Raw genomic sequence first — 19,588 nt, 5'->3', positions numbered from 1 at the left:
CCACATCGATGTGACATTTTGTTTCAGTATCCAGCCACCCCGAACCCAACCGAGACGACGTGATGAAACGTGCCTTCCCCTGCCTTTGCCTGCTGCTCGCGCTTGCCGCGGCGGCGTTGCCTTCCGTGTCGCCGGCCGCCGAGCCGGAGGTGCTGGCGCACCCCTGGGTGGTGCCGCCCTTCAACCGCGAGCCGGAGGCGTACTTCACCAACCTGCGCGACGGCGACGTGCGCGAGGCGCCATTCGTGCTGCGGTTCGGGCTGTCGATGCGCGGGCTGGTCCCGGCCGGCAAGACCGCCGAGCGTGCCGGACACCACCACCTGCTGGTGAACCAGCCGCTGCCGCTGGACTTCAAGCAGCCGCTGCCCTTCACCGAGAAGTACATCCACTTCGGCAAGGGCCAGATGGAGCACGTGGTGGACCTGCCACCCGGCACCTACACCTTCAACCTGCTGCTGGCCGACCAGGGCCACATCCCGTACTTCGTCTTCAGCAAGACGGCGCGCATCACGGTCACCAAGCGGCGCGCGCTGGCGCCGGGCGAGAACATCGTCGGCGCACCCCGCGTCGAAATCCTGCGGCCGGTGCCGAACGAGACCTTGCGCGGACCGCTGCGCGTGCAGTTCCATGCGAGCGGCCTGAACGTGGCGCACGCCGACGCCAAGGTGGCGGGCACGGGCCACTTTCGCCTGACGCTGGCGCGCGCCGGTTCGCCGCCGGAGGTGCTGAACTTCCGCGCCGGCCAGACCGAGGTGTGGCTCAATCCGCCCAAGGGGGAGTACCAGCTGAAGCTGGACCTGGTGAGCAACACCGAGCCCGGCACGGTGCTGGCCACGACGCCGGCGCAGAAGCTGGCCGTCGCGCCCTCGCCCCTGTGATCACTGCACGGTGGACGGCCCGGGCGGCCGGTCTCCCGGCGCGGTGAACAGCTGCACCGCGTCGACCGAGTCGAAGCGGTAGTGCTGGCCGCAGAAGTCGCAGGTGACGTCGATGTCGCCGCGCTCGGCGATGATGCTGTCCGCCTCTTCCTGGCCCAGGCCGCGGATCATGCTGGCCACGCGCTCGCGGCTGCAGGTGCAGGCAAAGCGCGGCGTCTGGGCGTCCAGGCGCAGGATCTTCTCCTGCCAGTACAGCCGCCGCAGGATGGTCTCCACGTCCAGTTCCAGCAGTTCTTCGCTGGTCAGGCTGGCGGTCAGCGTGGCGATGCGGTTGAAGTGCTCCATCTGCTCCTCGGGGTCCATCGCCTGGCCCTTCGCGATGTTGCCCTGGCCTTCCACCGGCAATCGCTGGATCAGCAGCCCGGCCGCGACCGATTCGTTGGCGGCCAGCACCAGCCTGGTATCGAGCTGCTCGGACTGCCGCATGTAGTGCTCCAGCACGCCGGCCATGTCCGGCTTGCCGTCGCCGTGCGTGGCGTTCAGCGGCACCACGCCCTGGTACGCCTGCTGCCCGGGCATCCGGTCCTTGGGGTCGAGCGTGATCGCGCAGCGGCCGCGGCCATTGACGTTGACCAGGTCCTGCAGGTGCGCGTCCGCCGCCACCTCGCCGACCACCTTGGCCGTCACCCGCAGGCTCAGGTCGTGGTGCACCTCGGCCACCGCCACCTTGACGGGACCCTCGCCGAAGATCTGCATGACCAGGGCGCCGTTGAACTTGATGTTGGACTGCATCAGCACGGCCGCCGCCGCCATCTCGCCCAGCATCTCCGTCACCGGCCACGGCCAGGGCGACTCGGTGTCGTCGGTGCGGCGGCGCGCCAGGATTTCGGTCCAGGCATCGGTGAGGCGGACCACCATGCCGCGCACCGGCAGGCCGTCGAACAGGAACTTGTGCAACTCTGACATCAGCCGATCTTCTTGCGCTTCTGGTGGCGCAGCGCGTTGTCCACGTAATGCTGGGGAATGGTCTGGAACTTGGCGATCTGCTCGGCGTCCAGCGTGCGGATGGCCTTGGCCGGCGCGCCGACGATCAGCGAGTTGTCCGGGAACTCCTTGCCCTCGGTCACCACGCTGCCCGCGCCGACGATGCTGTTGCGCCCGATGCGCGCGTTGTTCAGGACGACCGCCTGGATGCCGATCAACGTGCCGTCGCCGATGGTGCAGCCGTGCAGCATGACCTGGTGGCCCACCGTCACGTTGTCGCCGATCACCAGCGGCACGCCGAAGTCCGCATGCAGCACCGAGAGGTCCTGGATGTTGGTGTTCTTGCCGATGGTGATCTTCTCGGTGTCGCCGCGCACGACGCAGCCGTACCAGACGCTGGCGTTCTCGCCCAGCGAGACCTGGCCGATCACCTCCGCGTTGTCGGCGACCCAGGCGCCGGGCGCCAGTTGCGGGGCCGCGCCGTCGAGTTCGTATACCGCCATCGTGACTCCAAGGTCGCAAAAACTAGAATTGTAGGGATGGACTTGAGACTACGGGCTCTGCAGGCCTTGTGCACGGAGTCGCCGCGCGAGAAGGCAGCGCTGGCAATGGCACTGTACGCCGGAGCGGCGGAGCTCTCCCTGTCCCCCACCGCGCCCGTGGCCGACAGTGCGCTGCCGGGCCGGCCTGCCTTGCCACGCCTGGTCCACCCGGCCCGCGTGCCACGGCGCTCGCCCGCCAATCCGGCAGGCCTGGCGGCGTTGCTCCACGCCATCGCGCACATCGAGCTCAACGCCATCAATCTCGCCCTCGACGCCGCCTGGCGATTCGAAGGCATGCCGGATGCGTTTCACCTCGACTGGGTGCGGGTCGCGGCCGAGGAGGCCTACCACTTCACGCTGCTGGTGGACCACCTGGCGACGCTCGGCCACCAGTACGGCGACTTCGACGCGCACGACGGCCTGTGGGCCATGTGCGAGAAGACCGCGGACGACGTCGTCGCGCGCATGGCGCTGGTGCCGCGCACGCTGGAGGCGCGCGGCCTCGACGCCACGCCGCAGATCCAGGACAAGCTGCGGCAGGTCGGCTCACCGGCGGCGCTGCGTGCCGTGGAGATCCTGGACGTGATCCTGCGCGACGAGGTCGGCCACGTGGCGGTGGGCAACCGCTGGTACCGGTGGTTGTGCGAGCGCGATGCGCTCGACCCGGTGGCGCACTATCCGTTGCTGGTGGAGCGCTATTGCGCGCCGCGGCTGTATCCGCCGTTCAATCGCGCGGCGCGATTGGAAGCGGGGTTTTCGGAAGACGAGTTGGCGTGGCTGGTCGCGAGCGTGCCTCGCGCGTGACACCGGGGTTCGGCTGCGCGCTCACCGCCGGCCTACGAGTCCCGTCATTGCCCGTAGGCCGGCGGTGAGCGGCGAAGCCCGAACCCCGGTGATCAAGTCGTCAACGTCTGCACGATGTCCGCATACCAGGCGCAGTTCAGCCCCAGCGTCTCATCCAGCACCGCATCGCGGGTGCGCATGTCGACGCGGGCCGAATGGATGCCCAGCAGCTTCCACGGCAACTCCGGGTTCCCGCCAGGATCCTTCATCACCACCGGCGCACCGCTGGCGCCGCGGTGCATGCGGGCGTCGGTGACGAAGTAACCCTGCCCCTGGAAACGCACGCCGAAGGCGGACGCCACGATGGCATGGCGAGCCACGGGCAGGTAGTGCAACGTGTCGTAGAAGCCCAGCGGAAAGCCGACCACCAGCACCGGCGTGCCGATGTCGATCTCCTCCAGCGGTCCTTGCAGGTGCTCCGGCGTGAAGGCGCGCAGGTTGGCCCCCTCGGGCAACGCGGCGCGGTCGATCTCGACGGTGACCACGTCGATCTCGCCGCCGGAATCGCGCGCATGGCGCCACACGCTCTTGCCATCGCGGAACAGCGGGACCGACAGGCGGGCAAAGCGCGTCAGGTCCACTTCGTCGGTGTGCAGCGTGAGCTCCACGCGGTCCGGGTGATGGCCGGTGGGCTCGTCCACCAGCACGTGCCGGCTGGTCACCACGAAGAGGCGGCCGTCGCGCTCGTAGAAGAAGCCGCTGGCCGCCGTCAGCAGCCGGGTGTCCAGGAAGGTCTGGACCCGGACCACGGCCAATAGCAAAGGCTCGATCATCGGACCGGCTCGCTGGCGGCCGGCGGCCGGTAAGGCCGGCCCATGCCGATGGTGCGCAGCGCGGCCACGAGTTCGACGCGCGCGCGGTCCATCGACAGGTAGCCGCCGGCGCCGCGCTCCATCAGTTCTTCCAGCTCCGCCACCGGCTGGCCGCGCACCAGCAGCAGGATGCACGTCACCGGCGACAGCGCCCGGGCGGCGGTGATGAGGTGCGGTGCTTCGGCGCCGACGCTTTCGAGGTCCACCACCAGCACATGGGCCGCGGTGACGCGCAACAGCTCGAGGGCCTCGGTGTCGCCCGCCACGTCGCCGACGATGCGAAAGCCGACTTCGTCCGCGATGAAGTCGCACAAGGCGAAGCGGTGTTCCTGCTGCGCATGCAGCACCGCGATGTTCATGCTGGTCGGGCTCATCCAGCCGTCTTTCTGGCCGTCCCGCCGGGACCGGCATCCGTGGACACGGCCTGCCACGTTCGATAAGGCTGGCGCAGCACGCCGTCGTTGCCCGCCACGGGCTGGATCTGGAGCCGCCGCGACTGCGGCAGCACGCTGCCGAAGATGGAGGCATAGGCGGAGTCGGCGGCGTCGCGTCCCGAGGTCAGTCGCACGAAGCCCATCGGGATCGCGGTGCCCGAAGGATCGAACAGGTACCAGCGTCCGCCGACAAAGGCTTCCACGTAGGCATGGAAGTCGGTGGGGCCCAGGGCGGGATCGGCGCCATAGTCCAGTCCCGTGGTGAACCGCGCAGGGATGTTGACCGCGCGGCACAAGGCGATCATCAGGTGCGCGAAGTCGCGGCACACCCCCTGCTTCTGGCGCAGCGTGTCCACGGCGGAGGTGGTGCCGGAGGAACTGCCGCTGACGAAAGCGACGTTGCGGTTGACCCAGTCGCAGATCGCCAGCACGCGGCCGTAGCCTTGCCACATGGAACCGAATTCGTCCATCGCGAACTTGTTCAGTTCATCGGACGGGCAATAGCGGCTCGGATACAGGTAGGGCAGCACTTCTCCCGGCAGGTTCGGAACCCAGGTTTCCGGAATGCCCGCCGGCTCGTCGAAGTGATGGGCGATGTCCACGGTGGCAGAGTAACGCAGGCTGACGACGCCGGGGTCCGCGCGCAAGCGCAGGAAGCGGCCGTTCGTGAAGGGGTCGACGTATTCCTGTGGCACGAGCCCGGGGGTCAGCCACAGATCTTCCTGCAGCACCGTCTGCTGTTGCGTGCGCGCCGCCTGCACGTTGAAGATGAAGTCCGATCCGGCTGCCTGCACGAGGTAGGAAAGCTCCACCTCGTAGGCCATGCGTGTCGGGGGAAATGCGGTCATCGGCCATGCTAGCACTGCAGCGCACGCGCGAGCGAGGATGCGCGGGATCGGTTACCATGCACGGGCTCGACGTGTTCAAGACGTCAACCCGCAGGTCTCTTGTCCCTCCCGCCGCACCGGCGTGTCGTGTCGAAAATCCCGAATCGTTGATCTTCTTGGCGTTACGCGCACCGCGCAGGCATGTTGCCGCGCGGCCCTTTGAAGAAAGACATCGAATTATGGAAAAGCAGACCGGCACCGTGAAATGGTTCAACGAGACCAAGGGCTACGGCTTCATCGCCCCGGACAACGGCGGCAAGGACCTCTTCGCCCACTTCCGCGAAATCCAGGGTGACGGCTTCAAGTCCCTGGCCGAGAACCAGCGCGTCGAATTCAACGTGACGCAAGGCCCCAAGGGCGACCAGGCATCGGCCATCACCGCCATCGCCGCCTGAGCCAGGCGCGACGACCCGGCCGCACGCTCCCGCGCGGGGGCGTGCCGGCAACGAAAGGCGTAAGCTCTCCCTGAACTGCTGCGAAGGACCACCCCATGGCCAAGCCGAACTATGGCTTCGAGAAACGTCAGCGCGAGCTCGAGAAGAAGCGCAAGAAGGCCGAGAAGGCCATGAAGAAATCCGGCCCGCAGGACCAGGATTCCGACCAGCCGCAATCGGACGCACCGGCGGTCGCCCCAGCCGAATCCTCCAGCCAGGACGGCGCCAAGGCCTGAGCGGCCCCGGCCCTCACTCCACCTTGATGTTGCCCGCCTTGATGACGCGGGCCCACTTGTCGATCTCCGACTTCTGGAAGGCACCCAGCTCCGCCGGCGTCATGCCGCCGGGCTCGATGCCCTGAGCCACCAGGTTGTTGCGGATCTCGGGGTCCTTGATGGCCTTGATCATCTCCGCGGAAAGCCGATCGACCACCGGCTTCGGCACCCCGGCCGGCGCGAAGATGGCCTGCCACGACACGATCTCGAAGCCCGGCAGCGTCTCGGCAATCGCCGGCACCTCGGGCACCGAGGCCGAACGCTTCTCCGACGTCACTCCCAGCGCGCGCAGCTTGCCGGCCTTGATGTGCGGCAGCGCAGGCGCCAGGTTTTCGAAGATCACGTCCGCGCCCTGGCCCGACAGGATGGCGTTGAGCGACTCGGCACTGCTCTTGTACGGCACGTGGACCATCTTGCCGCCGGTCATCTGTTCGAAGAACACCCCTGACAAATGCTGCGACGTCCCGTTGCCGGAGGAAGCGTAGTTGATCGTGCCCGGCTTCGCCTTGGCAGCAGCGATCACATCCTGCACGCTCTTGTACGGACTGTCCGCGCGCACCACCAGGATGTTGGGCATGGAGCCGATCATGGTGATCGGCTGGAAATTCTTGATGGGATCGTAGGCCAGCTTCGAATACAGGCTGACATTGATGGCGTGCGAGCTGATCGTGCCGCCCTGGATGGTGTAGCCGTCGGGCGCGGCCTTGGCCGTGTAGTCGGAGCCCATGCTGCCGCCGGCGCCCGCCCGGTTCTCGATCACGAACGTGGTGCCAAGCGCGGTGCCCACCTTGGGAGTGACCAGTCGTGCCAGCACGTCCGTGGTGCCGCCGGCGCCGAACGGCACGACATACGTGATGGGCTTGCTGGGCCACTGGCCCTGCGCGTGGGCCGGGACGGCTGCGATGGCCAGGCCGAAGAAAACGGCCAGCGCAAGTTGGCGACGGTGCATGGGATGTCTCCTGGTTGTAGAAACATCCTACAAGAAGGAGACGCCTCCCCGCACCCTCACTTCCCCTCAGTGGCGCACCAGCTTGTAGAGAAGCCAGGCGCCGAAGACCGCGAACCCGATCTTGCGCACCGACATGCGCTTGCGCGGTGCAGGCGACGCGGCATACCCGGCCAGCGGATCCTCCCCCGGCTCGATGCGCTCACCCTTGATGACATGGGGCAGGCGGTCGGTGGTGCCGAGATCCGGATCGATCAGCAGGCCGGCCTTGCGGACGCCACCGCCCCGGCGGGACTCGGTGCGCTCGTGCGCCAGTGCTTCCATGCCGGTGCGGCCTTCTTCCACCGCGAGATCGGACTCGACATCGGGCAGGTGGATGTCCCCGCTGAGTTTCACGTTGCCTTTGGGGTGGGGCATGACTGCTTGCTTTCCGTGGAGTTGTTGGTGCGCCCAATCTAGCGAGGCAGCGCCGGCCGTCGTGTAGGAAGCAAGGAAAGGAAGGTCCGGGCTCTCTCCCGCAGGGCGCAGGCCGTGGCTACAACTCACCGCTGTGCCGCTGCACGCGCTCGGACACGCGCTGGCGCAACCGCAGCCGCGCGGCGTCGGCCAGCATGCGGCCGGCCCACCGGTACACGTTGTACTCGTGCACCGTGCTGCGCAGGCTGGCCATGCGCTCGCGCTGCTCGGCGGCCGGCATGGTCAGGGCCTGGTGCAGCGCATCGGCCGTTTCCTCGACGTCGTACGGGTTGACGACCAGGGCCTCGGGCATCTCGCGCGCCGCCCCGGCGAAGCGGCTCAGGACCAGCACGCCGCGCTCGTCGTCGCGTGCCGCGACGAATTCCTTGCACACCAGGTTCATGCCGTCATGCAGGCTCGTCACCATGCAGGCGTCCGCCGCGCGATACAGCCGGTTCACCTCGTCGTGCCCATGGTGCTGCGCCAGCAGCCGGATCACCGGCGCGTCCGGGCGGCCGAAGCGCGCGTTGATGCGCTCGGCGCTGCGATGGATGCGCTCCTGGAAGCTGCGGTATTCCTCCAGCGCCTCGCGCGACGGCGCCGCCACCTGGATGAAGCTGAAGCGTCCCTGCCACTCCGGGTATTTCTCCAGCATGCGCTCGATGGCATTGAATCGCTCGAAGATGCCCTTGGTGTAGTCGAAGCGGTCGACGCCGACGCCCAAGTGGTGCCCTGACGGGATCCGGAGGCGTTCGAACACTTCGGCGCGGCATTGCTCGGGCGTCGGCCACGCCGTCGTCACCTCCGGCAGCGGCCATTCGATCGAGATCGGGTAGCTCTCGACCAGCGTCTGCGCACCGCCGAAGGTGATGGTGGAATGTTCGTGCTCGATGCGCGCCTCCAGGTAGCGGTCCACCGTCTCCAGGAAGTTCTTGCAGTGGTAGCGCGTGTGGAAGCCGAGGATCGTGCTGCCCAGCATGCCCTCGAGGATTTCGCTGCGCCACGGGCAGATGCCGAACGACTCGGGGTTGGGCCAGGGAATGTGCCAGAAGGTCAGGATGGTCGCGCGCGGCAGCTTGCGCCGCACCATGGCCGGCAACAGCGCGAAGTGGTAGTCCTGCACCAGCACCACCGGGTCTTCGCTGCGCGCCTCGGCCACCACGGCATCGGCGAACAGCTGGTTCACCTCGCGATAGTGCTCCCAGTCACCCTTGCGGAACACCGGCCGCACGTGCGCCACGTGGCAAAGGGGCCAGAGCCCTTCGTTGGCGAAGCCGTAGTAGTAGCCCTCTTCCTGCTCCCTGGTGAGCCAGATGCGGCGCAGCAGGTAGGCATCCTCGCCCGGCGGCAACGCCACGCGGTCGTGCCGGTCCACCGCGTCGCGGTCGCCATCGCCGCTGCCGTGCGCTATCCAGGTGCCGGAGCAAGCGCGCATCACCGGCTCGACCGCGGTGACGAGGCCGCTGGCAGGCCGGCGGACCTTCACCTGGCCGTCCTTGCGCTCGTGGATGTAGGGCTCGCGGTTGGAGACGACGATGACCTGGTCGCCGCGCAGCTCGGTGCGCAGCAGCGACTGCAGGCGCTGTGGGTTCCAGCCCGCGTCGGGCCGCTGCACCCGGCGGTATTCGTCGTCCAGGTCGCGCAGGCGCTGCCGCAGGTCAGCGGCGAGTGGATCGAGTTCGGGCGAGGAACGCATCATGGGCCGCACCAACCCCTCGCCGCGCAGCAATGCGCGCGCGCCGGAGACCCAACCCAGCCAGCTCAACTGCGCGACGATCACGGTGGCCAGCGCGATGGCAGCGCCCAGCGCGGCGATGAACAGCACCAGGTACTTGCGCGTGTCCTGGCTGCGGCGCTCGATGAAGCTCAGGTCGTGCATCAGCACCAGGTTGCCGGCCAGTCCCGCCTCACCGTTGATGGGGTGGAAGCTGACGTGCACCGGGCCGCCCTCGATGCGAAGCTGCGGGTCCTTGGCCTTCGCGACGTCGCGCGCGGCATCGCAGCCCAGGTCGTTGGGAAAGCGCTGGGTGCGGCGCAGCACCTTGCCGTCGGGGGAGCACCAGCCGATGGCCACCAGCCGTTCGTCCTGCACGGCGCGGTCGAACAGGGATTGCAGGCGGCGGCCGCGCGCCTCCTGCAGCGCATCCGTCAGCGAGTCGGACAACGCGTTGGCCACCAGCGTTCCCCGCATGTCGAGGTCGCGCGCGAACCAGCGCAGCGTCAGCCGGTCCATCAGCGGCAATGCCAGGTAGGCCGCTCCGGTCAGGATCAGGACCAGCGGCACCAGGAAACGAAGCTGGAGGCGGAAGGTCTTCACTCGTTCGACCCGAGCGGGAACGAGGCGCCGCGCTCGTCGATGCCCAGTTCGTCGATCAGCCTGCCCAGGTCGCGGTCCAGGCGGTTCAGGGTGGCGGTGTCCAGCCGCTGCAACGCATCCGGCAGCAGGCCGGTGAAGGGACCGGGCGCCTTCTTCAGGATGCGCTGCCCCTGGGGCGTGATCTCCAGTTGCACCGCGCGCCGGTCCGCGGCGCCGCGGCCGGAGACCACCAGCCCGGCGTCTGTCAGCGCCCGCAGCAGGTTGCTGGCGGTGGACTGGTGCACGTCCATCGCCCGTGCCAGGTCTCCGACACCGATGCCCGGCTGGTCGCGCACGACGCTGAGCGCCCAGACCTGCGCCCCGGAAATCCCCGCCTTCTTTTCGACACTGCGGAAATGCGCCTTGATGGCGTTGAACACGAGCCGGAAGCGGCGCAGCACCCGGGCCGGAGGCTGCACCCGGCCGGCCGTTGCTGGTTTCGTCGAAGTCTTGACAGTGGCCATGCCGGCTGGAAGAAAAACGCCCCCCGGACGGACCGGGGGGCGAACAAGGAGTTTCCGGAATGAAAGATCACTCGCAGCTCATGCCGCGGTCCCATGATATCCATTTGCACAAATGCGTCAATGCGGGTTCGCGCGTAAGGGCCGGCGGCCCACGCGCAGGGCCTACTCTGCCTTGATGCCCACGGCCCGCACGATGCGCAGCGTGCTGTCCGCCTCGGCGGCGATCTGCCGCGTGAACTCGCGCGCGGTGCCGCCGGTGGGCACGTTGTCGCTGGCCATCAGGCGGTTGCGCATCGCAGCCGTGTTCAGCGCGTTGTTGATGTCGGAATTCAGGCGGTCCAGCAAGCGCTGCGGCACGCCGGCCGGCGCGAAGATGCCGAAGTGCGACGACAGGTTGGCGCGTGGGTAGCCCAGTTCGGCCAGCGTCGGCACCGTCGGCAGGCTCTCCAGCCGCCTGGGCGCACCGATGGCCAGCGGCCGCAGGCGCCCGGACTTGATGTGTTCGGTGATCGTGGGCCCTGCATTGACCGACAGCACCTCGAACTGGCCGCTCAAGGCATCGGTGATCTGCTGGCCGCCGCCCTTGTAAGGGATGTGGACCATCTGCACCTTCGCCGTGTCCTGCAGTTGCTCCAGCATCAGGTGGCCCAGCGACGCCTGGCCCGACGTGGCCCAGCGCATCGCGTTGGGCGCGTCCTTCGCGCGCCCGAGCACGTCGCGAAAATCCTGCGCCGGATTGGCGGACGTCGCCAGCACCAGCACCGGCGAGATCATGACGCTGACGATCGGCGCGAAGTCGTGCTGCGCGTCGTACGGCACCTTGCCGAGGGCGGGGCTCAGCACCAGCGGGCTGATGGCCGAGAAGGCCAGCGTGTACCCGTCCGGCAACGACTTGGCCAGTGCGTCCATGCCGATCGTTGCGCTGGCCCCGGCCTTGTTCTCCACGATCACGGGTTGGCCGAACAGGGGTGTCAGTTGCTCGGCCAGCGCCCGTGCGACGACGTCGCTGACGCCGCCGGGCGGGTACGGGACGATCAGGCGCACCGGCTTGGCAGGCCAGGCCTGCGCATGCACCGGCAACGCGGCGGCGGCGGAAAGTGCGACGAGCGCGGTACGGCGGGAAATGGACATGGGGACTCCGGTCAATCCAGTTGCAGCTTGCGCTCGCGGATCAGCCGCGACCACTTCTCGTTCTCGGCCTTCGCGAAACCGGCGAATTCCGCCGGGCCCTGCGAGTGCACGTCGGCACCGGCGGCAGCGAACTTGGCTTTCAGCTCGGGGTTCGCCAGCACCTTGGCGAGCTCCGCGGACAGCTTGTCCACCACGTCCTTCGGCATGCCGGCGGGGCCGACCAGCCCCTGGAAACCCACCGCTTCCATGGACGCGAAGCCGAGTTCGCGCACGGTGGGCACGTCCGGCAGTTGCGGGTCTCGCCGCGGGCCGGTGACGGCCAGCGCCTTGAGCTTGCCGCCCTTCACCTGCGGCAGCAGCACCGTGCCGGCGTCGATCAGGATCTGGGTCTGGCCCCCGATCAGGTCCTGCACGGCCGGCGCACTGCCCTTGTACGGCACGTGGGTCATGTCCAGGCCGGTTGCCTGGTTCATCAGCTCGCCGTTCAGGTGGGTGGAGGTGCCATTGCCGCCGGAGGCGAAGTTCACCTTGCCGGCATTTCCCTTGGCCCAGGCCACGAACTCGCGCAAGTCCTTGGCGGGGTGGTCGGGGCGCGTGACGGCGATGTAGCTGCCCGCACTGATCTGGCCGATGTACGTGAACTGCTTGACAGGGTCGTATGGCAGCTTCGCCTGCAGGTAGGGAGCGATCGCGAAGGGACCGGTGTTCGCCAGCAGCAGCGTGTAGCCGTCGGGCGCCGCCCGCGCCAGCTCGCCCGCGGCCAGCATGCCGCCGGCGCCGGGCTTGTACTCCACGATGATCTGCTGCTTCAGCGCATCCTGCAGCGGCTGCTGGATGGTGCGGGCAGCGAAGTCGATGCCGCCGCCCGGCGGGTAGCCGACGATCAGCTTGATCGGCTTGGTGGGATAGCCCTGCGCGGCGGCCAGGCCGGCGGCCGCATACAGCGCGATGGTGGTCAGAATCTTCTTCATCGATTGCCTTTCCTCGTTGTCGGTCAGCCGCGCGGATGGTGTTGCGAGTGCAGCACCTTCAGCCGTTCACGCGCGACGTGCGTGTAGATGGTGGTGGTGGAGATGTCGGCGTGCCCCAGGAGCATCTGCACGGCGCGCAGGTCTGCGCCGTGGTTCAGCAGGTGGGTGGCGAAGGCGTGGCGCAAGGTGTGCGGCGACAGCGGCGCCGTGATGCCCGCCGCGTGCGCGTGCTTCTTCACGATCACCCAGAACATCGCCCGCGTCATGCCATGGCCGCGCGCCGTGACGAACAGGTCGTCGGTCTGCTGGCCTGCCAGGATGGCGGCGCGCGCCTCGGCGAGGTAGCGCTCGATCCAGTCCCGCGCCACCTGGCCGAACGGAACCAGGCGCTCCTTGCTGCCCTTGCCCATGACGCGCAGCACGCCCTCGTTCATGCCCACCGCGAAAGTCTTCAGGCCCACGAGTTCGCTCACGCGCAGACCGCTGGCGTACATCAATTCCAGCATCGTGCGGTCGCGCAGTCCCAGCGGCGTGCCGACGTCGGGCGCATCGAGCAACGCCTCCACCTGCGCCTCGCTCAAGGTCTTGGGCACGCGCATCGGCTGCTTGGCCGACTGCAGGCGCATCGTCGGGTCGGCGTCGATCAGCCGCTCGCGCAGGGCCCAGCGGAAATAGCGCTTGAAGACGGTGAGGCGGCGGTTGGAGGTGGTCGGCTTGGTGCCGGCGTGGCGCGCGGCGAAGTAGCCGTGCAGGTCGGTCTCGGTGGTGGCCGGCAAGTGCAATCCCCGCCCTTCCAGCCACCTGGCATAGAGCGTGAGGTCGCGCCGGTAGGCGGCGAGCGTGTTGCGCGACAGGCCCTCTTCGAGCCAGAGGGCATCGATGAAGGTGTCGATCGCTTCGGTCATGCTGGATTCTGTCATCCCCGCGGAGGCGGGGACCCAGGGCTTCCAGGACTCCGGGAGCTCTGGGTTCCCGCCTGCGCGGGAATGACGATCAGTCCAGCGTCAGCTTGGCCGACTCCACGACCTTCCTGTACACCGCGTACTCCGCCTTGATCTGCTCGGCGAACTGATCCGGCGTGTTGCCGATGATGATGGAACCCGTGTCCTCGATGCGCTTGCGCACCGCCGGGTCCTGCAGCGACTTGACCGTCGCGGCATGCACCTTGTCGACCACTTCCTTGGGCAAACCCTTGGGGCCCAGGATGCCGTAGTACGCCATGCGGTTCACCGGCTCCAGGCCCACTTCCTTGAACGTGGGCACGTTCGGCAGTTCCTTCAGGCGCTGCGGCGCGGCCACCACGATCGGGACGAGGCGGCCGTCCTTGATGAAGGGCAGCGCGGACGGCAGGTTGTCGAAGATCATCGGCACCTGGCCGGCCACGGTGTCGTTGAGCGCCGGACCGGCGCCGCGGTACGGGATGTGCGTCACGAAGGTGCCGGACATTGTCTTGAACAACTCCATCTGCAGGTGGCCGATGCCGCCCGTGCCCGAGGAGGAATACGAGTACTTGCCAGGGCTCTTCTTCAACTCCGCGAGGAAGGCCTTGTAGTCCTTGGCGGGGAAACTGGGATGCACCGCGATGATGTTGGGCGTGGCCGCGATGTTGATGATGGGCGTGAAGTCCGTGGTCGGGTTGTACGGGATCTTCGGGTTGATCGCCGGATTGGCCGCGGTGGTGGACACCGTCGCCACGCCCAGCGTGTAGCCGTCCGGCGTGGAACGCACGGTTTCGGTGGCGCCGACCACGCCGCCGCCGCCGGCCTTGTTCTCGACGATGACGTTCTGCCCCAGGTTCTTGCCCAGCGGCTCGGAGATGACGCGGGCGATGATGTCCGTGGTGCCGCCGGGCGCGAACGGCACCTGCAGCCTCACGATCTTGGTCGGATAGCCCTGCGCGAACGCGGGGGCGGCCACGGCGGCCAGCGCGCCGGTGGCGGCAACGATCCAGACACGTCTTTTCATGGGGAACTCCTTCAACGATGGAATGCGCAAACCCATCATCCTAGTGCAGAACAGGAGCGCGCCCGCGGGCGTGGGCTATCCTCGGCCGCGTGAATTTTGTCCACCTGCTCCTGCCGGACTTCGGGCTCATCCTTTGCGGCTATCTCCTGTGCCGGTACACGGCGCTGAACCGCACGGTGTGGGAGCAGGTGGAAAACCTGGTCTATTTCTTCCTGTTCCCGGTGCTGCTGTTCCAGTCCATCGTGCGCAGCCCGCTCGACCTGGTGGCGACTTCCAGCCTGGTGGCGGCCGGCCTGCTGCTGGGCGTCAGCGGCATTGCGATGGCGTATGCGCTGCCGTGGGTGCCGGGGTTGCGGCGCCACATCGATGCGCGCGAGCACGCAGGGGCAGCGCAGGTCGCCTTCCGCTTCAACTCCTTCATTGCCCTGGCCCTGTCGGAACGCCTGCTCGGCGCACAGGGGCTGCTGCTAATCGCGGTGCTGATCGGCGTGTGCGTGCCGCTGTTCAACGTGGGCGCGGTCTGGCCCATGGCGCGGCATTCGCAGACCGGGTTGGGCCGGGCGCTGGTGCGCAACCCGCTGATCATCGCCACCGCGCTGGGGCTGGCCGCCAACTTCTCGGGCTTCCAGACTCCGGAGTGGCTGGCACCTACGGTCCATCGCGTGGGCGGCGCCTCGATTCCCCTGGGACTGATGGCCGCCGGGGCGGGCATGCAGTTCGGGCACCTCGCGCAGCAGAAGGCGCTGGCAGCGGGGCTGCTGACGATCCGGCACTTGCTGATGCCGCTGGTGGCGGTGGGGCTGGCTTGGGTGTTCCGGCTGGATGCGGCGCAGTCGACGGTGCTGATCGCGTTTTCGGCGCTGCCGACGGCGTCGAGCTGCTACGTGCTGGCCTCGCGCATGGGGTACAACGGGGCGTATGTGGCGGGGTTGGTGACGCTGTCCACCGTGCTGGGGATGGCCAGCTTGCCGTTTGCGTTGGGGGTGTTGCGGTAGGCGGTTTTGCGCAGACCGGTCACCGGGGTTCGGGCTTCGCCGCTCACCGCCGGCCTACGGGGCCCGGGATACTCGTGGCTCTCTTCGTAGGCCGGGGTGACGCCAGGAACCCCGGTGATGCGCGAACCGCTCTCACCCGCCCAACGCCCAAGCGACATGCTCGCGCACCACAGGATCTGGATGCTCCATGCGGGCCTGCAACGCGGCCCGAACTTCCGCATCCTCCCTCTTCGCCAGCGCATTCCCCATCGCCACCGCAATATTCCGCAACCACCTGGCATGCCCGATGCGCCGAATGGGGCTGCCCTCGGTGTTGCGAAGGAAGTCCTCCTCGCTCCACGCGAACAGCGCCACCAGCGGCTGGCCGAAAAGCGCGTCCCGCGGCGCGAAGTCCGGCACCAGCGCGGGCTGGGCGAACTTGTTCCAGGGGCAAACGAGCTGGCAGTCGTCGCAGCCGTAGATGCGGTTGCCCATGAGCGGGCGCAGTTCGACCGGGATGGAGCCGTGATGTTCGATGGTCAGGTAAGAAATGCAGCGGCGTGCATCCAGCCGGTACGGCGCGACGATCGCCCCGGTCGGGCAGACATCCAGGCACGCGCTGCAGGTGCCGCAGTGGTCCGCCACCGGCTCGGTCTCGGGCAGGGCCATGTCCACGAAGATCTCGCCCAGGAAGAACATGGAGCCGCCTTCGCGGTTGAGCACCAGCGTGTGGCGGCCACGCCACCCCTGGCCGCTGCGGGCGGCGAGTTCCACCTCCAGCACCGGCGCCGAGTCTGTAAAGACGCGATGACCGAAAGGCCCGACGGCGGCGGCGATGCGATCGGCGAGCTTCTGCAACCGTGAGCGCAGCACCTTGTGATAGTCCCGCCCCCGCGCATAGAGGGAAACGATGCCTTCCTCGGGACGCTGCAGGCGATCGAACTCGATGGCCTGCCAGCCTTCCGGTGTCGCCCCAAGGTAATCCATGCGTGCGGTAATGATGGAAGTCGTGCCCGGCACCAGTTCCGCCGGGCGGGCGCGACGCACGCCGTGGGACTCCATGTAGGCCATGGACCCATGAAAGCCGTTACCAATCCATGCGGCCAGCCCCGGCTCCGCGCTCGAAAGATCCACGCCGGCCACGCCGATTTGGGAAAATCCGAGCTCGCGGGCCCAGGTGCGGACCTGGGCCACCAAGGAAGGACTTTCGCTCTGACTGCCGTTGAACGCCACGCGTCCATTGTAGGAACGCCCTCTTCCCCCCTCGTCTGGGAGGGGGAGGACGGCACCCGCGCGTTCGCGGCCCGGCTGGCGTCGCACCCCGCCATCGCCGATGCATTCATCGCCTTGCATGGGAACCTGGGCGCCGGCAAGACCACGCTGGTGCGCCACCTGCTGCGTGCGCTGGGGGCGCAGGGCCGCATCAAGAGCCCGACCTATGCGGTGGTGGAACCGTACGAGCTGCCCGACCTGAACGCCTGGCACTTCGACTTCTTCCGCTTCGAGGACGAAAAGGAATGGGAGGACGCCGGCTTCCGCGACGTCTTCGCGGCCCCCGGCCTGAAGCTGGCCGAGTGGCCCGAGAAAGCCGGCGCGCTGCTGCCGACGGCGGACCTGGACATCCACATCGCCCTGGGCGACCGCGACGACCGCCGCAACGTGCGCCTGCATGCCAACACGCCGCTGGGCGCGGAGCTGCTCTCGTGAGCATGAAGCGACGCCAACTCCTGCGCGCCGGCAGCCTGGTGCTGCTGGTGGGCGCCCACCAGATCGTGCGTGGCGCCACCGTCGTGGCCGTGCGGCTGTGGCCCGCGCCCGACTACACGCGGCTGACGATCGAGTCGGATGGATTGCTCACCAGCAAGCTGTGGCAAAGCGCGGAGCGCCTGGTGCTGGACATCGACGGGCTGGAGCTGGACCCGACGTTGCGCGAGCTGGTCGCCAAGGTGCGGCCGGACGACCCCTACATCGCCGCCATCCGCCTGGCCCCCCAGGGCGAAAAGGGCGTGCGGCTGAACCTGGACTTGAAGCAGCCCGCGGTGCCGCAACTCTTCAACCTGTCTCCCGTGGCCGCCTACAAGCACCGGCTGGTGGTCGACCTCTACACGCCCAAGCCGGAGGATCCGCTGGAGGCCCTGATCGCCGAGCGGATGAAGGAAAAGCCGCGCGCCATCGCGCCGGCCCCTGCCGCGTCCCCCGACCCCATCGGCGACCTGATCGCGCAGCAGATGCAGCGGCCGCCGAGGGCCTCCCATGGCGAGCAGCCACAGCAACTCCCGGCCAACGCCAAGACCGACCGCCTGATCATCATCGCGCTGGACCCGGGCCATGGCGGCGAGGACCCCGGCGCCGTGGGCCCGAGCGGCACGCGCGAGAAGGACGTGGTGCTGCGCATCGCGCACCTGCTGCGCGACCGCATCAACGCCAGCTCCATCAACGGCAACCCGATGCGCGCCTTCCTGACGCGCGACGCCGACTTCTTCGTGCCGCTGCACGTGCGCGTGGACAAGGCGCGGCGCGTGCAGGCGGACCTGTTCGTCAGCATCCATGCCGACGCCTTCATGACGCCCACGGCGCGGGGCGCCAGCGTCTTCGCCCTCAGCCAGGGCGGCGCCTCCAGCAGCGCGGCGCGCTGGATGGCGGACAAGGAAAACAAGGCCGACCTGATCGGCGGCCTGAACGTGAAGGTGCAGGACGTGCACGTCGCCCGCGCCATCCTGGACATGAGCACCACCGCGCAGATCAACGACAGCATGAAGCTGGGGAGCGCACTGCTGGGCGAGATCGGCAACGTGGGCAAGCTGCACAAGGCGCAGGTGGAGCAGGCCGGGTTTGCGGTGCTGAAGGCGCCGGATATTCCGAGCGTGCTGGTCGAGACTGCGTTCATTTCCAATCCCGAGGAAGAAGGGAAGTTGCGCAGCCCGGAGTACCAGGAGCAGTTGGCGGATGCGCTGGTGCGGGGGATCCAGAGGTATTTCTCAAGGAATCCGCCGTTGGCGAGGAATCGGCCGTTGTAGGCGGACCGCGGTTGGCGGGATCCTTGGTCGGCCTCTCCTCGTAGGCCGGCGGTGAGCGAAGCGAACCCCGGTACCTGCCGATTTCAGGTCCTCGGCTTCAAAAGCTGATATCCCGCATCGTGGCCACAAAATCCCGATGCGACAAGGACTTGCCGCCACGACAACACACGACGTTATTCTGCAATTGCGGGATTGCAGGTTCCGGGGCGCGCTCTTACATTTGTCAAACGCCCTGCTTCCAGGCTGCGGCCTTCCAGGTCCGGATTTCGGAGAGTTCTTATCCTGCGAGATGAAAGGAAAAGCTTGAGGAATCAATCGGTTGGCGCGATCGACCTGGCTGGGAAAAGCGGCGGGTGCGGGGTTCCAGGTCTTAGGTTGCGGTCTACATTACGTTATACGTCATAGGGACAGCGTGTTCGTTTTCGAGCTTCTAATTCCGGGGACTTGGCTCAGTTACGAGGACAGTGACTGGAGTTGGCGAATGCAAAATCAGCTTCAGGCGCTTACGTCGCAGTTCTTTGAGGCGAACCTCGCACTGAATCTATTCGTTGCCTCTAGTTCCACACCTTCGTTCGCGAGCCGCGACGCCTGGGAACGAGACGCGCAGCGACGTTCTGAGATCCGTAACGCGGTTGAATCCGAGCTAGGCGGCTGGGGTGTTGCCGATTGGGAGGCCGTGCATCTCGAATCAGAGCTACGGTTCAAGCGCGAAAAATGGTCGAACGGCAGCGTACCGAGGGAGTTCGAACACAAGGTGCCGTTCCTATATGCGCGAGCTTTCCTGTACGCACTCGACGCATTTGACAAAATTCTTGGTGCGCTTTCACGTGAACCACAAGTTCCGTCACAAGTGTCTGATTGGCACGCACAAGTTGAAGTTCAATTTCCCCATCTCCGTGGAGTTCGAAATACATCACAGCACGTCGAAGATCGTGGCCGAGGATTAGGAGCAGGACGAAATCCCCAGCCTCTTGACCTCAAACCGATCGACAACAACTTCATCAAGGCTCCGGGAGGGGCGCTTGTCTTGAATAGCCTCAACGGGAGTCGATACGGCTCCACCATGGCGGACGGCCACTACGGAGAAATTGATGTCTCTCCTCAGTCGATGGAGCAAGTCCAACGAATTCTTGTTGGTGTCCTGGGCTCTTTTCGGTGGCAGGGTCCCAAGCAGCACCTCCCGCACGCATGACGTATAACAGGTCGTTCGACACGGACA

General features: G+C 67.4%; 22 protein-coding genes. 8 read left to right on the top strand and 14 right to left on the bottom strand.

Translation table 11 applies throughout. The features are described from left to right. The first annotated feature begins 62 nt into the window (after positions 1–62). Entirely contained in the window at positions 63–878 is an 816-nt protein-coding gene (locus tag WG902_RS16920) for a DUF4399 domain-containing protein (protein ID WP_340061317.1), read from the top strand. Here WG902_RS16920 and hslO read toward each other — a convergent pair whose 3' ends face one another. Continuing rightward, entirely contained in the window at positions 879–1,844 is a 966-nt protein-coding gene (gene hslO / locus WG902_RS16915; protein ID WP_340061316.1) for an Hsp33 family molecular chaperone HslO, read from the bottom strand. Next, positions 1,844–2,365 (bottom strand): gamma carbonic anhydrase family protein, encoded by a 522-nt coding sequence (locus tag WG902_RS16910; protein ID WP_340061315.1) that lies wholly within the window; start codon positions 2,363–2,365, stop codon positions 1,844–1,846. The genes hslO and WG902_RS16910 overlap by 1 nt, the downstream gene beginning before the upstream one ends. A gap of 36 nt (positions 2,366–2,401) precedes the next feature. Here WG902_RS16910 and WG902_RS16905 point away from each other — a divergent pair, with 36 nt between their 5' ends. Then, a complete protein-coding gene (locus WG902_RS16905; RefSeq protein ID WP_340061314.1) occupies positions 2,402–3,208 on the top strand; it encodes a ferritin-like domain-containing protein in 807 nt (268 codons plus the stop codon). A 92-nt stretch (positions 3,209–3,300) separates the two neighbouring features. Here the strand turns inward: WG902_RS16905 and WG902_RS16900 are convergent, their stop codons facing one another. The 3 genes from WG902_RS16900 to WG902_RS16890 are packed head-to-tail and all read right to left on the bottom strand — an operon-like array spanning position 3,301 to position 5,341. After that, positions 3,301–4,020 carry a S1 family peptidase gene (locus tag WG902_RS16900; RefSeq protein WP_340061313.1) on the bottom strand — a complete coding sequence of 240 codons (720 nt, stop codon included), beginning with the start codon at positions 4,018–4,020 and terminating at the stop codon, positions 3,301–3,303. Further along, positions 4,017–4,433: a hypothetical protein gene (locus WG902_RS16895; RefSeq protein WP_340061312.1), complete on the bottom strand. Its 417-nt coding sequence runs from the start codon at positions 4,431–4,433 to the stop codon at positions 4,017–4,019. Before WG902_RS16895 ends, WG902_RS16900 begins: the two co-directional genes overlap by 4 nt. After that, on the bottom strand, positions 4,430–5,341 hold the full coding sequence (locus WG902_RS16890) for a transglutaminase-like domain-containing protein (RefSeq protein ID WP_340061311.1): 912 nt from the start codon (positions 5,339–5,341) through the stop codon (positions 4,430–4,432). Before WG902_RS16890 ends, WG902_RS16895 begins: the two co-directional genes overlap by 4 nt. 218 nt (positions 5,342–5,559) lie before the next feature. On the opposite strand from WG902_RS16890, the gene cspE reads away from it, so the two are divergent. Together cspE and WG902_RS16880 are read left to right on the top strand one after the other, a co-directional pair. After that, the gene (gene cspE, locus WG902_RS16885) at positions 5,560–5,775 is read left to right on the top strand and encodes a transcription antiterminator/RNA stability regulator CspE (protein WP_332823759.1); all 216 of its coding nucleotides are present in this window, start codon (positions 5,560–5,562) and stop codon (positions 5,773–5,775) included. 95 nt (positions 5,776–5,870) lie between these two features. Next, entirely contained in the window at positions 5,871–6,050 is a 180-nt protein-coding gene (locus WG902_RS16880) for a hypothetical protein (protein ID WP_340061310.1), read from the top strand. Positions 6,051–6,063: 13 nt separating this feature from the next. Here the strand turns inward: WG902_RS16880 and WG902_RS16875 are convergent, their stop codons facing one another. The 8 genes from WG902_RS16875 to WG902_RS16840 form a co-directional block, all read right to left on the bottom strand. After that, a complete protein-coding gene (locus tag WG902_RS16875; protein WP_340061309.1) occupies positions 6,064–7,038 on the bottom strand; it encodes a Bug family tripartite tricarboxylate transporter substrate binding protein in 975 nt (324 codons plus the stop codon). A 66-nt stretch (positions 7,039–7,104) separates the two neighbouring features. Then, positions 7,105–7,452 carry a hypothetical protein gene (locus WG902_RS16870; protein WP_340061308.1) on the bottom strand — a complete coding sequence of 116 codons (348 nt, stop codon included), beginning with the start codon at positions 7,450–7,452 and terminating at the stop codon, positions 7,105–7,107. Between the two features lie 118 nt (positions 7,453–7,570). Further along, positions 7,571–9,808 carry an alpha,alpha-trehalose-phosphate synthase (UDP-forming) gene (locus WG902_RS16865; protein ID WP_340061307.1) on the bottom strand — a complete coding sequence of 746 codons (2,238 nt, stop codon included), beginning with the start codon at positions 9,806–9,808 and terminating at the stop codon, positions 7,571–7,573. Continuing rightward, positions 9,805–10,311, bottom strand: a complete 507-nt coding sequence (locus WG902_RS16860; protein WP_340061306.1) for a MarR family winged helix-turn-helix transcriptional regulator — start codon at positions 10,309–10,311, stop codon at positions 9,805–9,807. Before WG902_RS16860 ends, WG902_RS16865 begins: the two co-directional genes overlap by 4 nt. A gap of 162 nt (positions 10,312–10,473) precedes the next feature. Further along, the gene (locus WG902_RS16855) at positions 10,474–11,442 is read right to left on the bottom strand and encodes a Bug family tripartite tricarboxylate transporter substrate binding protein (protein WP_340061305.1); all 969 of its coding nucleotides are present in this window, start codon (positions 11,440–11,442) and stop codon (positions 10,474–10,476) included. A gap of 11 nt (positions 11,443–11,453) precedes the next feature. Then, positions 11,454–12,413 (bottom strand): Bug family tripartite tricarboxylate transporter substrate binding protein, encoded by a 960-nt coding sequence (locus tag WG902_RS16850; protein ID WP_340061304.1) that lies wholly within the window; start codon positions 12,411–12,413, stop codon positions 11,454–11,456. A gap of 23 nt (positions 12,414–12,436) precedes the next feature. Further along, the gene (gene xerD / locus WG902_RS16845; protein ID WP_340061303.1) at positions 12,437–13,333 is read right to left on the bottom strand and encodes a site-specific tyrosine recombinase XerD; all 897 of its coding nucleotides are present in this window, start codon (positions 13,331–13,333) and stop codon (positions 12,437–12,439) included. A gap of 73 nt (positions 13,334–13,406) precedes the next feature. Further along, positions 13,407–14,378 carry a tripartite tricarboxylate transporter substrate binding protein BugE gene (locus tag WG902_RS16840; protein WP_340061302.1) on the bottom strand — a complete coding sequence of 324 codons (972 nt, stop codon included), beginning with the start codon at positions 14,376–14,378 and terminating at the stop codon, positions 13,407–13,409. An 89-nt stretch (positions 14,379–14,467) separates the two neighbouring features. Between WG902_RS16840 and WG902_RS16835 the strand changes: the two genes are divergently transcribed. Then, complete coding sequence (locus WG902_RS16835) at positions 14,468–15,373, top strand: AEC family transporter (protein WP_340061301.1); 906 nt, start codon at positions 14,468–14,470, stop codon at positions 15,371–15,373. A 132-nt stretch (positions 15,374–15,505) separates the two neighbouring features. On the opposite strand, the gene queG is transcribed toward WG902_RS16835, so the two are convergent. Beyond that, positions 15,506–16,585: a tRNA epoxyqueuosine(34) reductase QueG gene (queG, locus tag WG902_RS16830; protein WP_445263702.1), complete on the bottom strand. Its 1,080-nt coding sequence runs from the start codon at positions 16,583–16,585 to the stop codon at positions 15,506–15,508. Here queG and tsaE point away from each other — a divergent pair. From tsaE to WG902_RS16815, 3 genes are all read left to right on the top strand, one after another. Beyond that, positions 16,565–17,059 carry a tRNA (adenosine(37)-N6)-threonylcarbamoyltransferase complex ATPase subunit type 1 TsaE gene (tsaE, locus tag WG902_RS16825; RefSeq protein ID WP_445263707.1) on the top strand — a complete coding sequence of 165 codons (495 nt, stop codon included), beginning with the start codon at positions 16,565–16,567 and terminating at the stop codon, positions 17,057–17,059. The two genes, queG and tsaE, sit on opposite strands and share 21 nt — an antisense overlap. A gap of 2 nt (positions 17,060–17,061) precedes the next feature. Further along, entirely contained in the window at positions 17,062–18,369 is a 1,308-nt protein-coding gene (locus tag WG902_RS16820) for an N-acetylmuramoyl-L-alanine amidase (protein WP_340061300.1), read from the top strand. Positions 18,370–18,850: 481 nt separating this feature from the next. Next, positions 18,851–19,561 (top strand): hypothetical protein, encoded by a 711-nt coding sequence (locus WG902_RS16815; protein WP_340061299.1) that lies wholly within the window; start codon positions 18,851–18,853, stop codon positions 19,559–19,561. Positions 19,562–19,588: the final 27 nt, after the last annotated feature.

Origin of the sequence: Ramlibacter sp. PS3R-8 (assembly GCF_037572435.1) — a bacterium.
In the GTDB taxonomy this organism is placed as follows: Bacteria; Pseudomonadota; Gammaproteobacteria; order Burkholderiales; family Burkholderiaceae_C; genus Ramlibacter.
This window is presented reverse-complemented; position numbering and strand designations above follow the sequence as displayed.

Coding starts and splice junctions, on each gene's coding strand:
- WG902_RS16860 (WP_340061306.1), bottom strand. CDS start 10,311: ATGGCCACTGTCAAGACTTCGACGAAACCAGCAACGGCCGGCCGGGTG.
- WG902_RS16900 (WP_340061313.1), bottom strand. CDS start 4,020: ATGATCGAGCCTTTGCTATTGGCCGTGGTCCGGGTCCAGACCTTCCTG.
- WG902_RS16840 (WP_340061302.1), bottom strand. CDS start 14,378: ATGAAAAGACGTGTCTGGATCGTTGCCGCCACCGGCGCGCTGGCCGCC.
- WG902_RS16850 (WP_340061304.1), bottom strand. CDS start 12,413: ATGAAGAAGATTCTGACCACCATCGCGCTGTATGCGGCCGCCGGCCTG.
- WG902_RS16890 (WP_340061311.1), bottom strand. CDS start 5,341: ATGACCGCATTTCCCCCGACACGCATGGCCTACGAGGTGGAGCTTTCC.
- xerD (WP_340061303.1), bottom strand. CDS start 13,333: ATGACAGAATCCAGCATGACCGAAGCGATCGACACCTTCATCGATGCC.
- WG902_RS16820 (WP_340061300.1), top strand. CDS start 17,062: ATGAAGCGACGCCAACTCCTGCGCGCCGGCAGCCTGGTGCTGCTGGTG.
- WG902_RS16895 (WP_340061312.1), bottom strand. CDS start 4,433: ATGAGCCCGACCAGCATGAACATCGCGGTGCTGCATGCGCAGCAGGAA.
- WG902_RS16815 (WP_340061299.1), top strand. CDS start 18,851: ATGCAAAATCAGCTTCAGGCGCTTACGTCGCAGTTCTTTGAGGCGAAC.
- cspE (WP_332823759.1), top strand. CDS start 5,560: ATGGAAAAGCAGACCGGCACCGTGAAATGGTTCAACGAGACCAAGGGC.
- WG902_RS16880 (WP_340061310.1), top strand. CDS start 5,871: ATGGCCAAGCCGAACTATGGCTTCGAGAAACGTCAGCGCGAGCTCGAG.
- WG902_RS16875 (WP_340061309.1), bottom strand. CDS start 7,038: ATGCACCGTCGCCAACTTGCGCTGGCCGTTTTCTTCGGCCTGGCCATC.
- hslO (WP_340061316.1), bottom strand. CDS start 1,844: ATGTCAGAGTTGCACAAGTTCCTGTTCGACGGCCTGCCGGTGCGCGGC.
- WG902_RS16905 (WP_340061314.1), top strand. CDS start 2,402: ATGGACTTGAGACTACGGGCTCTGCAGGCCTTGTGCACGGAGTCGCCG.
- WG902_RS16910 (WP_340061315.1), bottom strand. CDS start 2,365: ATGGCGGTATACGAACTCGACGGCGCGGCCCCGCAACTGGCGCCCGGC.
- WG902_RS16855 (WP_340061305.1), bottom strand. CDS start 11,442: ATGTCCATTTCCCGCCGTACCGCGCTCGTCGCACTTTCCGCCGCCGCC.
- WG902_RS16920 (WP_340061317.1), top strand. CDS start 63: ATGAAACGTGCCTTCCCCTGCCTTTGCCTGCTGCTCGCGCTTGCCGCG.
- WG902_RS16870 (WP_340061308.1), bottom strand. CDS start 7,452: ATGCCCCACCCCAAAGGCAACGTGAAACTCAGCGGGGACATCCACCTG.